The sequence below is a fragment of the Serratia sp. szju genome (assembly GCF_044594185.1).
In the GTDB taxonomy this organism is placed as follows: Bacteria; Pseudomonadota; Gammaproteobacteria; order Enterobacterales; family Enterobacteriaceae; genus Serratia; species Serratia bockelmannii.
Genome location: NZ_CP172576.1, coordinates 3772656 through 3787147 on the forward strand (window position 1 = coordinate 3772656; position 14492 = coordinate 3787147).

Below are 14492 nucleotides of genomic sequence, written 5' to 3' on the forward strand. Positions count from 1 at the left end.
CGAAAATCTACAACTTCGCACACGTTTGCGCTAAAAAGGTGCAAATCGCCTTTGCGACCCCGCTCAGCTTCACCCTATGTCAAATTCGTGCCATCATTATTGTCAATTCAGGCATAGACTTAACCAATGCCTAACTCAGGAACGAAGCAATCATTTAATGACCAGGCGATTGAAAGTATTCATAGGGACCGTGGCGGGCTGTGCAATTCTGGTGCTGGCGTTATGGCAAACTTTGCCGCGCTGGCTGCCGGGGGTGTTATCGCATTGGTTCCCGGCGGGAAGCCGACTTGAGTTACAGGGCAAGTTGCATTGGCGCCAAGGCGGCCTGGCGTTGCCGGGGGCACGTTTCACCGCGCAAGATTGCCTGCTGGCCAACGTCGGTCCGACGCGGCTGGCTTACCGCCAAGGCCGCTGGCAGCTGTCGAGCGATAAGGTCAGCGTCGATAGCGCCTGTTTGTCAAAACTGCCGGGCGGCGACGCCAACAGCGCGCCGCTCGCGCTCGATCAATTGCAGCGGCAACTGCCGGCGCTGGATCTCACCATTAATGATCTGACGCTTATTCCCTGGCAGCGCTATGCCGGCAAGCTACAGATTTCCTCCGGCCCCGACGGGCAACGTCTGCATTATCGGGGACCGAATCTCAGCGCCGAGGCGCGGCTGGATGAAAAACAGCAGCTGACGTTGCAGAGTCTGACCGTCGTCCCGCCCAACAGCGCGCAACCGCTGCACCTAGCCGGTAAGATAACTCTCCCGCTGGATCTGGCCAGCCTGCCGAAGCAGGGCGCGTTGCAGGGTGAAATGCAGACGGCCTATCTGGAAAAACCGGTTTTGCTGGATATGCGCTGGCAACAGCAGCAGGGCGTGTTGACGGTGAGCGAGAAAGGCGACGATCGGCCGCTGGCGGTGCTGCCGTGGGAAGTGACCCCGCAGCGGGTCAGCATCAAGCAGGGCGAGTGGCGTTGGCCCTACAGCGGACAGCCGTTGAACGGCGGCCTCAGCATCGCGCTGCACGACTGGAGCAAGGGATTGGATGAAACGGAGATCAGCGCGCGGCTGAACGTGATCACCGCCGGCCACAACGGCAAGGGTAATGCGGTGCTCACCCTCGGGCCGGGCAAGGTGGGGTTGACCGACAGCGATCTGCGCTTCCAACTGACCGGGCAGGCCAATCTGGCCGATTTCTCCACCACCGCGTCGATCCCGGGCGTGATCGGCGGCAGCATTCTTAACCCGACGCTGGTTCTGCAGCCAGGTTCGCTGCTGCGTCTGTGGGGCAAAGCGACGCCGGAAATGACGTTGGAAGAGGCGCGTCTACCGCTGGCCGGCGTGAAGGTGACCGCCGCCGGCATCACCGGCCGCCTGCAGGCGATTTTGAGCGCCAGCGACAGTTATTGGGGGCGTTTCAAGCTCCACCTGGACGGCCAGGCGCAGGATTTCTGGCCGGACAAGGGCGACTGGCAGTGGCGTTACTGGGGCAACGGCCGGTTGCCGCCGCTGCAGGCCGCCTGGGACGTCGCCGGCAGCGGTCGTTGGCAGGACAGCGAGCTGGTGCTCGACAAGCTCTCCACCGGTTTCGACAAATTGAAGTACGGTCTGGTGACGGTCGCCGCGCCGCGCTTGAGCCTCAACCAGCCGCTGCGCTGGCAGCGTGATGAACAAAGCCCGCAGTTCAACGGCGAATTCCAGCTGGCGGCGGATAAGGTCAGCTTCAGCGACGGTGGCTATCTGCCGGCGCCGGTGCTGGCGCTGCAGGTGAACGGCCGTTCGCCGAACAGTTTCCAGATGCAGGGCAAGCTGCAGGCGCAACAGATCGGGCCGATCGCGCTGCGCGGCCGTTGGGACGGCGAACGTCTGCGCGGCGAAGGCTGGTGGCCGAAACAGTCGCTGAAGGTCTTCCAACCGCTGTTGGCACCGGATCTCAATCTCACGCTGCGCGACGGCGAGTTTTACGCGCAGTCGGCGTTTTCCGCCGCCCGTGAACAAGGGTTCGAGGCCGGTGGCCACTGGGTGGTGAAAAACGGCGGCATGTGGCTGAAAGACGGCGAAATGAGCGGCCTGGATTTCATCCTGTCGTACCGTTTCAAGCAGCATCACTGGCAATTGGGAGCTAAACAGCCGGTATCGCTGCGCATCAAGTCTTTCACCAACCTATTCGAGATGCAGAACATTTCCGCCGATCTGCAGGGCACCTATCCTTATAGCGAAGGGCAGCCGCTGACGTTGAGCAACGTCGGCGTGGACATGCTCAACGGGCATATCAGCTTGTCGGCGCTGCGGTTGCCGCAGCATGACGCCGCGGTACTGAAGCTGGATAAGGTCGATCTCAGCGCGCTGTTTACCGCCCTGAAACCGAAGCAGTTCGCCATGTCCGGCCGGGTCGACGGCGAGCTGCCGCTGTTCCTGAACCATCCGAAGTGGTTGGTGCAAAACGGCTGGATCGCCAACGCCGGCACGTTGACGCTGCGCCTGGACAAAGACATGGCCGACGCCATCGGCAGCAATAACCTGGCGACCGGCGCGGCGATCGACTGGCTGCGCTACATGGAAATCAACCGTTCGCATGCCCGGGTCGATCTCGACAACCTGGGCGAGTTGACGCTAAGCGCGCGCATCGACGGCATCAACCCGCAGAAAAGCGCCAAGCGCGAGGTGATCCTGAACTATCGCCATCAGGAAAACGTGTTTCAGCTGTGGCGCAGTTTGCGCTTCGGCGACAATTTACAGGAGTGGCTGGAGCAGGCCCTCTCACAACCTGGGGAGCAACAATGAAAATCATGAGTGTGTCGACGCTGGCAGCGGTGCTGTGCGTTTCGCTGCTGAGCGGCTGCGTGCCGCGCATCGAGGTGGCGACGCCGAAGGATCCGATCACCATCAATATGAACGTCAAGATCGAGCATGAAATTCATATCAAGGTGGATAAGGACGTCGAAAACCTGCTGAAAACCCAAAGCGGTCTGTTCTAGGAGCCGACATGAAAAAACGTTATTTGTGGCTGGCCGGCGCCGCCTGGTTGTTCAGTGGCATGGCGATGGCGTTGACGCTGGATGAGGCGAAGCAGCAAGGGCGGGTAGGTGAAACCCTGAGCGGCTACATCGCGCCGGTGAAGCAGGACGCGGAAACCCTGGCGCTGGTGAAACGCATCAACGCCGGCCGCGCCGAGAAGTATCAGGAAGTGGCGAACGGCAACCATATCGCCGTCGACGAAGTGGCGCGCATGGCCGGGCAGAAGCTGGTGACGCGGGCGCAGAGCGGCGAGTATGTGCGCGGCATCAACGGGCAGTGGCTGAAGAAATAAAAAAAGCGCGCCGTCTGGCGCGCCAAAAGATACGGATAGATGATTATTATGAGGGTAGTGCAGGTTTGACAGGACTTGCCTCTTGTCCGGCAGGGGCTCGGCGCCCCTGCGCAGGGTCTTAGGCAGCAACCACCTGAGACAGGGCCGCCTTGGCGTCTTCCTGTGCTTTGGTCGCCACTTCCGGGCCATAGGCGATGCCTTCCGCGAAGACGAACTCCACGTCGGTGATGCCGATGAAGCCCAGGAACAGACGCAGGTAAGGTTCTACCAGGTCGGTCGGGGTGCCTTTATGGATGCCGCCGCGGCTGGTCAGGATCACGGCGCGTTTGTTTTTTACCAGGCCTTCCGGACCGTTTTCGGTGTAACGGAAGGTCACGCCGGCGCGGGCAACCAGGTCGAAATAGTTTTTCAGCTGGGTCGGAATGTTGAAGTTGTACATCGGTGCGGCAATCACGATGACGTCATTGGCCTGCAGCTCGGCGATCAGCTCGTCCGACAGGGCCAGCGCTTCTTGTTGACGTGGAGTCAACGGAGCATCGGAAGGACGCAGCGCGCCGACCAGTTCACCGTCCAGCACCGGGATTGGCTGTGCGGCCAGATCGCGCACGGTGATGGTGTCGCCACTGTGGGCGTTGCTCCATTGCTCTACGAAGAAATCGGCCAGTTGGTTAGACTGAGAGTAGGTCGCCAGGATGCTTGATTTCAGAACCAATACGTTGCTCATCGATAATTCCTTACGTTGTGACAGTGACATCAGGACTCAGCGTCCCTTGCATGAAGTACATGCTATTCACATTCCCCCAACAGTGATAGCGCAATATTTCGAGATCTCCGTTCAATTTTATTGAATGACATGGCGACGCTTTACTCGCGGAAGTAGGGGGAGAAAGCCGTTTGTGATAGGCTGTGCGGCTAAAGCAAAAAAATCGCTAAAAAAACATTAAACCGTTGCCAAGCCTGGCCTTGGCGGCGAAGAAACAAGGAACACCGAACGTGAAATCTCCGCTCGAGGCACTGCCGGCCCAACTGGGCGAGCTGATGCTCCGCGATCAACAACGCCTGCGTCGTCGCCTGCAGGGCGCACGAAAAATCAAAAATCCCGATGCCCAGTTGGCGGTCGCCGCCGACGTGGAAAGCGACATCGCGACGGCGCGGCAAAAAGTGCAGGCGCGCGCCGCGTCTTGCCCGCGCATTACCTATCCGGAAAGCCTGCCGGTCAGCCAGAAAAAGCAGGACATCTTAAACGCTGTCCGCGACCACCAGGTGGTGATCGTCGCCGGGGAGACCGGCTCGGGAAAAACCACCCAGTTGCCGAAGATCTGTCTGGAGCTGGGGCGTGGGGTGAAAGGGCTGATCGGCCATACCCAGCCGCGCCGCCTGGCGGCGCGCACCGTCGCCAACCGCATCGCCGACGAGCTGGAAACCCCGCTCGGCGGCAGCGTCGGCTACAAGGTGCGCTTCAACGATCAGGTGGGGGAAAGCACCCTGGTCAAGCTGATGACTGACGGTATCTTGCTGGCGGAGATACAGCAGGATCGCCTGCTGATGCAGTACGACACGTTGATCATCGATGAAGCGCACGAGCGCAGCCTGAATATCGACTTTATTCTCGGCTACCTGCGCGAACTGCTGCCGAAGCGCCCGGATCTCAAGGTGATCATCACCTCGGCGACCATCGATCCGCAGCGTTTCTCGCGCCACTTCAACAATGCGCCGATCATCGAGGTTTCCGGCCGCACTTACCCGGTGGAGGTGCGTTACCGCCCGGTGGTGGACGACGGCGATGATACCGACCGCGACCAGCTGCAGGCGATTTTCGATGCGGTGGACGAGCTTGGGCGCGAAGGGCCGGGTGACATTCTGATCTTCATGAGCGGCGAGCGCGAGATCCGCGATACCGCCGACGCTTTGAACCGCCTCAATTTGCCGCACACCGAGGTGCTGCCGCTGTATGCGCGCCTGTCGAACAGCGAGCAGAACCGGGTTTTCCAGTCGCACCACGGCCGCCGCATCGTGCTGGCCACCAACGTGGCGGAAACCTCGCTGACGGTGCCGGGCATCAAATACGTCATCGATCCGGGCACCGCGCGCATCAGCCGCTACAGCTTCCGCACCAAGGTGCAGCGCCTGCCGATCGAGCCGGTGTCGCAGGCCTCCGCCAACCAGCGTAAAGGGCGCTGTGGCCGCGTGTCGGAGGGCGTGTGCATCCGTCTGTACTCTGAACAGGATTTCCTCTCGCGGCCGGCGTTTACCGATCCGGAAATTCTGCGCACCAACCTGGCGTCGGTCATTCTGCAGATGACCTCGCTGGGGCTGGGCGACATCGCCGCGTTTCCGTTTGTCGAGGCGCCGGACAAGCGCAACATTCAGGATGGCGTGCGCCTGCTGGAAGAGCTGGGGGCGATCACCACCGCCGATAACGGCCACTATCAGCTGACGCCGCAGGGCCGGCAGCTGGCGCAGTTGCCGATCGACCCGCGTCTGGCGCGCATGGTGTTGGAAGCGCAGAAGAGCGGCAGCGTGCGCGAGGTGATGATCATTACCGCCGCGCTGTCGATTCAGGATCCGCGCGAGCGCCCAATGGATAAGCAGCAGGCCTCGGATGAAAAACACCGCCGTTTTGCCGACAAAGACTCGGACTTCCTGGCGTTCGTCAACCTGTGGGATTATCTGCAGGAGCAGCAAAAGGCGAACTCTTCCAGTCAGTTCCGCCGGCTGTGCCGCAACGATTTTCTCAACTACCTGCGGGTGCGCGAGTGGCAGGATATCTATACCCAACTGCGCCAGGTGGTGAAAGAACTGGGGCTGCCGATCAACAGCACGCCTTCCGATTATCGCAGCGTCCACACCGCGCTGCTGACCGGCCTGCTGTCGCACATCGGCCAGAAGGATACGGACAAGCAGGAATTTACCGGCGCGCGCAACGCCCGCTTCTCGATCTTCCCCGGCTCCGGCCTGTTCAAGAAGCCACCGAAGTGGACCATGGTGGCCGAACTGGTGGAAACCAGCCGCCTGTGGGGACGCATCGCCGCGCGCATCGAACCGGAATGGATCGAGCCGCTGGCTCAGCACTTGGTGAAACACAGCTACAGCGAACCGCACTGGTCGAAGTCGCAGGGGGCGGTGATGGCCAGCGAAAAGGTCACGCTGTTTGGTCTGCCGATCGTTGCGGCGCGCCAGGTCAACTACGGCGCCATCGATCCGCTGCTGTGCCGTGAGCTGTTTATCCGCCATGCGCTGGTAGAGGGAGACTGGCAGACGCGCCACGCCTTCTTCCGCGAAAACCAAAAGCTGCGCGCCGAGGTGGAAGAACTGGAGCATAAATCGCGCCGCCGCGACATTCTGGTGGATGACGAAATGCTGTTCGGCTTCTACGATCGCCGCATCCCCAACGACGTGGTGTCCGGCCGTCATTTCGACAGCTGGTGGAAGAGCGCGGCCAAGCAGCAGCCGGATCTGCTGAACTTCGAAAAAGAGATGCTGATCAAAGACGGCGCCAACAAGATCAGCGCGCTGGATTACCCGAACTTCTGGCATCAGGGCAACCTCAAGCTGCGGCTGAGCTACCAGTTTGAACCGGGCACCGACGCTGACGGCGTGACGGTGCACATCCCGCTGCCGATCCTCAACCAGGTGGAAGAGCAGGGCTTCGAATGGCAGATCCCCGGCATCCGCCGTGAACTGGTGATTGCGCTGATCAAGTCGCTGCCGAAACCGGTGCGTCGCAACTTCGTGCCGGCACCGAACTACGCCGAGGCGTTCCTTGGCCGCGTAACGGCGCTGGAATTGCCGCTGCTGGACGCGCTGGAGCGCGAGCTGCGGCGCATGACTGGCGTGACCGTGTCACGTGATGACTGGCAGTGGGATCAGGTGCCCGATCATCTGAAGATGACCTTCCGCGTGGTGGGCGAGAAAAACCAGACGCTGCGCGAAGGCAAAGATCTGGCCGCGTTGCGCCTGCAGTTGAAAGAGAAGGTGCAGGAGACGCTGTCGGCGGTGGCCGATGACGGACTGGAGCAGAGTAACCTGCATGTCTGGAGCTTTGGCCAATTGCCGGCGTTTTACGAGCAGAAGCGCGGCGGCTATTCGATGAAGGCATACCCGGCGCTGGTGGATGAAAAGGACAGCGTGGCGATCCGCCTGTTCGACAGCGAAAGCGAGCAGCAACAGGCGATGTGGCAGGGCACGCGTCGCCTGCTGTTGTTGAATATTCCTTCACCGATCAAATACCTGCATGAGAAACTGCCGAACAAAGCCAAGCTGGGGCTCTATTTCAACCCGTACGGCAAGGTGCTGGAGCTGATCGACGACTGCATATCGTGCGGCATCGACAAGCTGATCGCCGAACACGGCGGCCCGGTCTGGCAAGAAGCAGACTTTGCACGGCTGCAGGAGCAGATCCGCGCCGAGCTGAACGACACGGTCGTCGAGGTGGCCAAGCAGGTTGAACAGATCCTGACGGCGGTCTTCAACATCAACAAACGGCTGAAAGGCCGGGTGGACATGTCGTTGGCGCTGGCGCTGTCGGACATCAAGACCCAGCTCGGCGGGCTGGTCTACCGCGGCTTCGTGACCGGCAACGGGTGGAAACGCCTGCCGGATACGCTGCGTTACCTGCAGGCGATCGAGCGGCGGTTGGAAAAATTGGCTATTGATCCGCACCGCGATCGCGCGCAGATGTTGCGGGTGGAGCAGGTGCAGCAGGCCTGGCAGCAGTGGCTGAACAAGCTGCCGCCGAAGCGACAGCAGGAGGAAGAAGTAAAAGCGGTGCGCTGGATGATAGAAGAGCTGCGCGTCAGCCTGTTCGCGCAACAGTTGGGCACGCCTTACCCGATCTCCGATAAGCGCATTCTGCAAACTATCGAGCAGCTTTCGAGCTAAGCTCGGGTGCACCGGCCGGCAAGCGGCCGGCGCAGCGCAAGTTGAAATTCGCAGAGCAGAGAAACAGCAACGGCGCATAATGCGCCGTTGAGAGAGGATTATTTGCCTGCCGCCAGCGCGTCCAGCGCTTCGCGGATACCGGGCACCGCCAGGGCACGGTTATCGGCGCGATAGCGATCTTTCGCCGCCGGTGCCGAGCTTTGGATGGCGATCAGTTGCCAGCCGTCGGCGGTTTTCAACAGCAACGGCGAACCGCTGTCGCCGGGCAGAGTATCGCACTGGTGCGACAGTACGCTTTGCTGGGCCCAGCCGGTGACCTTGCAGTTTTGGTGGCTGTAGAGGTCATCCAGATGATCCTCCGGGTAGCCCGCTTGAGTTATCAGCCGTTTGGCCTGTTTCAGGGCCTGAGTCAGCGCCTTGCTGTCGCCTTGCCACAGCGGCAAGGGTGCGATCGGCAGCGGTTTTTTGTCTTTCAGACGGATCAGCGCAAAGTCATAAGCGGCCGCGGCGGGCGGGACGATCCAGCCATCACCGTCCGGCTTCAGCTTTTTGCCCAGTTTGCTGTCGACCAGGGTCTCGATATTGTCGGTTTGATACTGCCACGACTTATCACCCGCCACGAAGCGCAGAGCGATGGCTTTATCCAATTGCCCCGGCGGTGCCAGCACGCAGTGGCCGGCGGTCAACGCCAGGTGTGGGGAGATCAGCGTGGCGGTACACAGATTGCCGCTGGCGGTTTCGACCTGGCCGATGGCCTGCCACGGCTTGGCGGCGGTATCCGTGACCTTGATTCGTTCATCTTTGCCGAAAAACAGACGCGTTTGCTCGGCCTTGGACGGGCCGTCTGCGCGTGCCGCCTGAGAAGCGATGAGCGGGAGTGAACACAGCAACAGTAAAACGGATATGCGCATAGATCTCTTGCCTGACAAATACGGATCATCCATAAACACACTGAATGCTAACTATAGACTGATTTAGCAGCCATGTGGATGGGCAATAATTGATTTTTCAATAATTTCCCGCCGGCGATGCGGCAGGCTACAGGTAAAAAAAGACGGCGATCAGTCCGCAAAGGATCAGGGCGGTCAGAACGATCTCGAACAGGTAGCGGCGCAGCATCAATGAGAACCCCCCGATGAAAAAACACCCGGTGAACCGGGTGTCGTACACGTCAAGCCTGAAACGGTGAGGGGACCCTCACGATATTACGCTTTTTTGTGGCTGGCTTTCTTGTGGTGCTTTTTAGCCGCCTGGGCTTTTTGCGCCGGGGCTTTCTTGCCGGCTTTTTTGTGATGCTTTTTGGCCGCCTGAGCTTTCTGAACCGGGGCTTTCTTGCCGTGGTGTTTCACCTGAGCTTTAGCCGGCGCAGCGGTGGCGGTGGTTGCGGTAGCCGCAGGTGCGGTGGTGGCAGCCTCGGCAGCGAAAGCCACGGAAGACAGACCCATTGCAGCGGCAACAACCAGAGCTAATACTTTTTTCATCGCAGAATCCTCAACATGACTTTTGGGTACCAACCCCACTGCGGGGCCGTTGAGATGATAGTAGGCAAACGGCGTCCGGCTTTCCGTGAGTGATTGGTTTCGGCATGTAACCTAATGTACAGGGCGGCGGTGGCGAGGGGGATTGCTGCTATAATGACCGCCAGACAAGGAAAAAGGGATTTAAAATGAACGAGATAACGATTCGTTGTGGCGTGACTGAACAGGGCGAGGTGCCGCTGGCCTATGAGGACTGGGGCGATGAGACGCACCCGCCGTTGTTGCTCATCATGGGCATCGGCGCGCAGCTCCTGTTGTGGCCTGACGACTTCTGCCGCGCCCTGGTGTCCATGGGGTTTCGGGTGATCCGTTATGACAACCGCGACGTCGGCCTTTCAGGAAAAACGCAGGCACAACGCTCACAGCCATTGTGGCTGCTGATGTTGCGCGCCCAGCTTGGCTGGCAAACGCCGGTGCCTTATACCCTGGCGGACATGGCAACGGACGCGGCGCATCTGCTCGATCATTTACGAATTCCGCAGGCTCACGTACTGGGCGCTTCGATGGGGGGGATGATCGCCCAGGTGCTGGCCGCCGAATACCCGCAGCGCGTCGCCTCGTTATGCATCTTGTTTTCCAGCACCAATCAGCCGCTGTTGCCGCCGCCGGCGCCTTCGCTGCTGTGGTTGCTGGTGCGCCGGCCTGCCGCCGATATGACGCTGCAGCAGCGCCAGGAAGGGATGAAGGCCTTTCTGCGCGCGCTTGGCACCGCGACTTATCCACCGGAGGAGGCGGAGCTGGATGCCCTGGTGACGCGGTTGCTGAAGCGGGGTGTGGATCCGGCAGGCATGCAGCGGCAACTTTCCGCGTTGCTCGGCAGCGGCGATCTGCGGCGTTACAGCCGGCGCATCGCCGCGCCGACGCTGGTGATTCACGGCGATCGCGATCGGCTGGTGCGCAAGGCCGGCGGGGTGGCGATCGCTCGGGCCGTCGCCAACGCCAGATTGCAGATTATGCCGGGCATGGGGCATGACCTGCCCGCCGCGTTGAGGCCGCAGCTGGCGGCGATGATCGCCCGCCATGCATTGGGATGAGAGGCCGGTTGGTTCGGTATTTTTGCTTTTTTAGTTACAACATACTAATGGTGGGTGGCCACCCGCCACTCTGTAGCCAAGGCGTTACCCGCAGGAAAGTGCACTATGGAACAGTGTCAGGTCAACCAGAGGAAAAAAGGGCGCGGCAGGGCCGCGCCAGGAGAGATTACAGGTAGCGGTTTTCCAAATGCTGACGGAAGTAGCGTGGGTTGAGCGCTTCGCCGGTCGCGTTGGCGATCAGCGTCTCGGTCGGGAAGCGGCTACCGTGGCGCCAGATGTTGTGCTGCAGCCAGTGGAACAGCGGCTGCAGATTGCCGGCGGCGATATCCTCGCTCAGCGAAGGCAGGGCCTGGCGCACGCTGTGGAACAGCTGCGCGGCGTACATCGCGCCGAGGGTGTAAGTCGGGAAGTAGCCGAACGCGCCGTCTGTCCAGTGGATATCCTGCATGCAGCCGTTGCGATAGTTGCCGATGGTGTCGAGGCCGAGGTAAGCGTGCATCTTTTCATTCCACAATGCCGGAATGTCTTCCACTTCGACCTCGCCTTCGATCAACGCTTTTTCAATTTCGTAGCGCAGGATGACGTGGGCAGGATAGCTCACCTCGTCGGCGTCGACGCGGATCAGGCCCGGTTTAACGCGCTGGTTGAGGCGAATGAAGTTGGCTTCTTCCAGCGCCGGCTGTTCGCCAAATTGCGCGGTGACCAGCGGACGCAAGATTTTCAGGAATTCATTGCCGCGCGCCAGCTGCATTTCGAACAGCAGGCTCTGCGATTCGTGGATGGCGGTAGAGCGGGCCAGGGCGACCGGCTGGCCGAGCAGATCGCGCGGCAGGTTCTGTTCGTAACGGGCGTGGCCGGTTTCGTGCACGATACCGAGCAGCGCGGTCAAAAACTCTTTCTCGTTGTAGCGCGTGGTGATGCGTACATCTTCCGGCACGCCGCCGCAGAACGGGTGGGCGCTGACGTCGACACGGCCGTTGTCGAAATTGAAACCGAGCAGTTTCATGACGCTCAGGCTCAGCTGACGCTGGGTGTCCACATTGAACGGGCCTTGTGGCGCCTGGCAGGGCTCATTAGCCTGTTTGGCCACCACGCGCTGCAGCAGATCCGGCAGCCAGGTTTTCAGATCGCCGAAGATGCGGTCGAGATCGCTGCTGCGCATGCCCGGTTCATACAGATTGAGCAGGGCGTCGTAACGGCTGGTGCCGGCCGCCTGCGCACGGATCTGCGCCTCTTCCCGGCTGAGTTTGACCACTTCGCGCAGGTTCTCGGCGAAGCCGTCCCAGTCGTTGGCCGGGCGCTGGGCGCGCCAGGCGTGTTCGCAGCGCGCGCCGGCGAGCGATTTGGCTTCGACCAGCGACGCCGGTAGCAGCACCGCGTCTTCATACTGGCGGCGCATTTCGCGCAGGTTGGCGCGGTCGATCTCGTCCAGCGTCTCTTGCTGCGCGCGATCCAACAGCGCGCCGGTGCTTTCCGCTGTTAAAAGCTGGTGCTGCAGCACGCTCAGCTCGGCCAGTGCTTCGGAGCGCGCCTTGCTGCCGCCCGGCGGCATCATGGTTTGCATGTCCCAACCGGCGATGGCGGACAGGTGGCCGAAACGCGACAGACGGCTAAAAAGCGCGCGCAGGTGATCGTAAGCAGACGTGTTGGAATGTGCAGATGTCATTATTATTCGACTCCAATGAGAAGGGTCCGGCGGTATTACGCCAGATCGGCTTTTAAACTGAATGTCGGCTTCACCGGCCAACAGAAACGGAAACTGGCGCCGCCGAGCGAACTGCTCTCGACGAACACCTGTCCCTGGTAGGCGACGGCGATGGAATGGACGATGGCCAGCCCCAGTCCGCAGCCGCCGGTGGCGCGATCGCGGCTGGGATCGAGGCGAACGAAAGGCTCGAATACCCGCTCGCGCTCTTCCGGCGGGATACCCGGCCCGTCATCTTCGACCTGCAAACAGGCGAGGTCGCCGTCGAACCACAGACCCACGCGCAGACGCTGCTCGGAATAGCGCAGCGCGTTATTGACCAGGTTATCGAGCACGCGTTCCATCAGGCGCAGATCGACGCCGCCAAAGTCGCCGACGTGCGGGATATCGAGCTGGATGTCGCGTTCCTGATGAATAAGACGGATATCGTCGATCTTGTCCTCCAGCCACTTTGGCAGATCGATGGGTTCAATGTTTAGCGCAACCTGCGGCCGGTCCAGGCGGGCATAGGTCAGCAGCTCGTCGATCAGCGACTCCAACTGGCCGATATCGCGGTTCAGCGCCTGCTGTTCGCCTTCGGACAGGTTATCGCTCATCTCGAGCCGATAGCGCAGGCGCACCAGCGGCGTGCGCAGCTCGTGCGCGATGCCGTCGATCAGCTGTTTCTTGCTGGCGATCAGGGTGTTGACGCTGTCGGCCATCTGGTTGAACGCCACGCCGAGCCGGCTTAGGCTGGAAGTGGGATCGAAGTGGGTGCGTTCATCCAGATGCCCGGCACCGAGCCGCTGGGCGGCGTTTTCCAGTTTGAGCAGGTCTTGCCAGTGCGGCCGCATCCACAGAAACACCGGCAGCGCCAGCGACATGCCGATAAACACCAGCAACACCAGATCCAGCAGGCGCATCTGGTGCAGATAGAACAGATAAGGAATGGGGCCGACCACCAACACATAGTGGCTGCGCGGAATGCGCTGCATAAAGGTGTACTGATCGTCGAGGGCGATGATTTCACCCAGCCGCAGCCGCTTTTTCAGATCCTCGCTCAGTTCCTGTTTGCCGAGCGGTTCGATATGCAGCTTGAACGACAGATTGAGATCCAGCGTGGCGATAGTCTTGTTCCAGTCCTTCAGCGGGATTTCGCGCAGCTCGCTGCGCATCAGGTACAGCGAGCTTTTCATCAAATCGTCCATCGACTGGCGGCCTGCGCGCTCGGCGGTCACCTTGTACACCAGGCCGACCAGCATCGCCATCACCAGAAAACAGACGAACAGCAGCAGGAAGAACTGGACGAAAAGTTTTCTCATTGTTGCACCGAAGCCCAAGCGTTAGGGGCGAACAGATAGCCCTTGTTGCGCACCGTCTTGATACGGAAAGGCTCCAGCGCATTGTCGTACAGCTTACGACGCAGGCGGGAGATCGCCACGTCGATGCTGCGATCCATACCGTCGTAGCTCACGCCGCGCAGGTTTTGCAACAACGCCTCGCGATCCATGATCTGCCCGGCATGGGTCGCCAGCTCCCACAGCAGATCGAAATCCGAGGTGGACAGGGTGATGGTTTCTTCGCCCAGCGTAACCTGACGGTTGACCGGATCGATGCACAGCAGCCCGAAATGCAGCGCGTTATGCTGGGTGAGCGGCTGAACCGACTCTTCTTTCGGCTGTTGGCTGTGTTGGCGCAGGTGCAAACGCAGGCGCGCCAGCAACACCGCCGGTGGCGTGGTTTTCAGGATATAGTCGTTGGCGCCCATCTCCAGCGACAGGATATGGTTCATGTCACTGTCGAGCGAAGTGAGCAGCACGATCGGGCCGGGGAAGGTAGGGCGCAGATCGCGGCACAGCGTCATGCCGTCTTTGCCGGGCAGCATGATGTCCAGCAGCACCAAATCGGGTTGCTCGCGCTCGATGCGCGCCTGCGCGCTGTCGCCACGCGGTTCGATCAGCACCTCGATGTCATGTTTGCCCAGATAGGCGGCGATCAGTTTGCCGACTTCAGGATCGTCTTCCACAAAAACAATTTTATGCATATGCCCGTGTTTTAA

The 14492-nt window shown here is 60.7% G+C and carries 12 protein-coding genes; 6 read left to right on the forward strand and 6 right to left on the reverse strand.

Annotation, left to right across the window (positions count from 1 at the left end):
• Positions 1-157: 157 nt before the first annotated feature.
• From RE418_RS17870 to RE418_RS17885, 4 genes are read left to right on the forward strand one after another with little or no spacing between them, the layout of a single operon-like run.
• The gene (locus RE418_RS17870; RefSeq protein ID WP_089180962.1) at positions 158-2770 is read left to right on the forward strand and encodes a YdbH family protein; all 2613 of its coding nucleotides are present in this window, start codon (positions 158-160) and stop codon (positions 2768-2770) included.
• The gene (locus RE418_RS17875; protein ID WP_025302979.1) at positions 2767-2964 is read left to right on the forward strand and encodes a YnbE family lipoprotein; all 198 of its coding nucleotides are present in this window, start codon (positions 2767-2769) and stop codon (positions 2962-2964) included. The genes RE418_RS17870 and RE418_RS17875 overlap by 4 nt, the downstream gene beginning before the upstream one ends.
• Positions 2965-2972: 8 nt before the next feature.
• Positions 2973-3296, forward strand: coding sequence for a YdbL family protein (locus RE418_RS17880; protein WP_025302978.1), 324 nt, complete (start codon positions 2973-2975; stop codon positions 3294-3296).
• Positions 3281-3418 (forward strand): hypothetical protein, encoded by a 138-nt coding sequence (locus RE418_RS17885; protein ID WP_127145959.1) that lies wholly within the window; start codon positions 3281-3283, stop codon positions 3416-3418. The genes RE418_RS17880 and RE418_RS17885 overlap by 16 nt, the downstream gene beginning before the upstream one ends.
• Here the strand turns inward: RE418_RS17885 and azoR are convergent.
• The gene (gene azoR, locus RE418_RS17890) at positions 3415-4020 is read right to left on the reverse strand and encodes an FMN-dependent NADH-azoreductase (protein ID WP_015377994.1); all 606 of its coding nucleotides are present in this window, start codon (positions 4018-4020) and stop codon (positions 3415-3417) included. The genes RE418_RS17885 and azoR overlap by 4 nt on opposite strands.
• 269 nt (positions 4021-4289) lie before the next feature.
• Between azoR and hrpA the strand changes: the two genes are divergently transcribed.
• Entirely contained in the window at positions 4290-8177 is a 3888-nt protein-coding gene (gene hrpA, locus RE418_RS17895) for an ATP-dependent RNA helicase HrpA (RefSeq protein ID WP_089180961.1), read from the forward strand.
• A gap of 98 nt (positions 8178-8275) precedes the next feature.
• Here hrpA and RE418_RS17900 read toward each other — a convergent pair whose 3' ends face one another.
• Together RE418_RS17900 and asr are read right to left on the reverse strand one after the other, a co-directional pair.
• A complete protein-coding gene (locus RE418_RS17900; RefSeq protein WP_043143623.1) occupies positions 8276-9088 on the reverse strand; it encodes a serine protease in 813 nt (270 codons plus the stop codon).
• Between the two features lie 294 nt (positions 9089-9382).
• Positions 9383-9658, reverse strand: a complete 276-nt coding sequence (asr, locus tag RE418_RS17905; RefSeq protein ID WP_025302975.1) for an acid resistance repetitive basic protein Asr — start codon at positions 9656-9658, stop codon at positions 9383-9385.
• A 185-nt stretch (positions 9659-9843) separates the two neighbouring features.
• Here asr and RE418_RS17910 point away from each other — a divergent pair, with 185 nt between their 5' ends.
• The gene (locus RE418_RS17910; RefSeq protein ID WP_049207473.1) at positions 9844-10749 is read left to right on the forward strand and encodes an alpha/beta fold hydrolase; all 906 of its coding nucleotides are present in this window, start codon (positions 9844-9846) and stop codon (positions 10747-10749) included.
• A 166-nt stretch (positions 10750-10915) separates the two neighbouring features.
• Here the strand turns inward: RE418_RS17910 and RE418_RS17915 are convergent, their stop codons facing one another.
• The 3 genes from RE418_RS17915 to rstA are packed head-to-tail and all read right to left on the reverse strand — an operon-like array spanning position 10916 to position 14477.
• Positions 10916-12415 carry a carboxypeptidase M32 gene (locus tag RE418_RS17915; protein WP_025302973.1) on the reverse strand — a complete coding sequence of 500 codons (1500 nt, stop codon included), beginning with the start codon at positions 12413-12415 and terminating at the stop codon, positions 10916-10918.
• A 35-nt stretch (positions 12416-12450) separates the two neighbouring features.
• Complete coding sequence (gene rstB, locus RE418_RS17920; RefSeq protein WP_089180960.1) at positions 12451-13755, reverse strand: two-component system sensor histidine kinase RstB; 1305 nt, start codon at positions 13753-13755, stop codon at positions 12451-12453.
• Entirely contained in the window at positions 13752-14477 is a 726-nt protein-coding gene (gene rstA / locus RE418_RS17925) for a two-component system response regulator RstA (RefSeq protein ID WP_004938307.1), read from the reverse strand. Before rstA ends, rstB begins: the two co-directional genes overlap by 4 nt.
• Between the last annotated feature and the right edge of the window lie 15 nt (positions 14478-14492).

Bases quoted from the DNA above. Each gene is read 5' to 3' on its own strand.
- RE418_RS17870 (WP_089180962.1), top strand. From the start codon at position 158: ATGACCAGGCGATTGAAAGTATTCATAGGGACCGTGGCGGGCTGTGCA.
- RE418_RS17875 (WP_025302979.1), top strand. From the start codon at position 2,767: ATGAAAATCATGAGTGTGTCGACGCTGGCAGCGGTGCTGTGCGTTTCG.
- RE418_RS17880 (WP_025302978.1), top strand. From the start codon at position 2,973: ATGAAAAAACGTTATTTGTGGCTGGCCGGCGCCGCCTGGTTGTTCAGT.
- azoR (WP_015377994.1), bottom strand. From the start codon at position 4,020: ATGAGCAACGTATTGGTTCTGAAATCAAGCATCCTGGCGACCTACTCT.
- RE418_RS17900 (WP_043143623.1), bottom strand. From the start codon at position 9,088: ATGCGCATATCCGTTTTACTGTTGCTGTGTTCACTCCCGCTCATCGCT.
- asr (WP_025302975.1), bottom strand. From the start codon at position 9,658: ATGAAAAAAGTATTAGCTCTGGTTGTTGCCGCTGCAATGGGTCTGTCT.
- RE418_RS17910 (WP_049207473.1), top strand. From the start codon at position 9,844: ATGAACGAGATAACGATTCGTTGTGGCGTGACTGAACAGGGCGAGGTG.
- RE418_RS17915 (WP_025302973.1), bottom strand. From the start codon at position 12,415: ATGACATCTGCACATTCCAACACGTCTGCTTACGATCACCTGCGCGCG.
- rstB (WP_089180960.1), bottom strand. From the start codon at position 13,755: ATGAGAAAACTTTTCGTCCAGTTCTTCCTGCTGCTGTTCGTCTGTTTT.
- rstA (WP_004938307.1), bottom strand. From the start codon at position 14,477: ATGCATAAAATTGTTTTTGTGGAAGACGATCCTGAAGTCGGCAAACTG.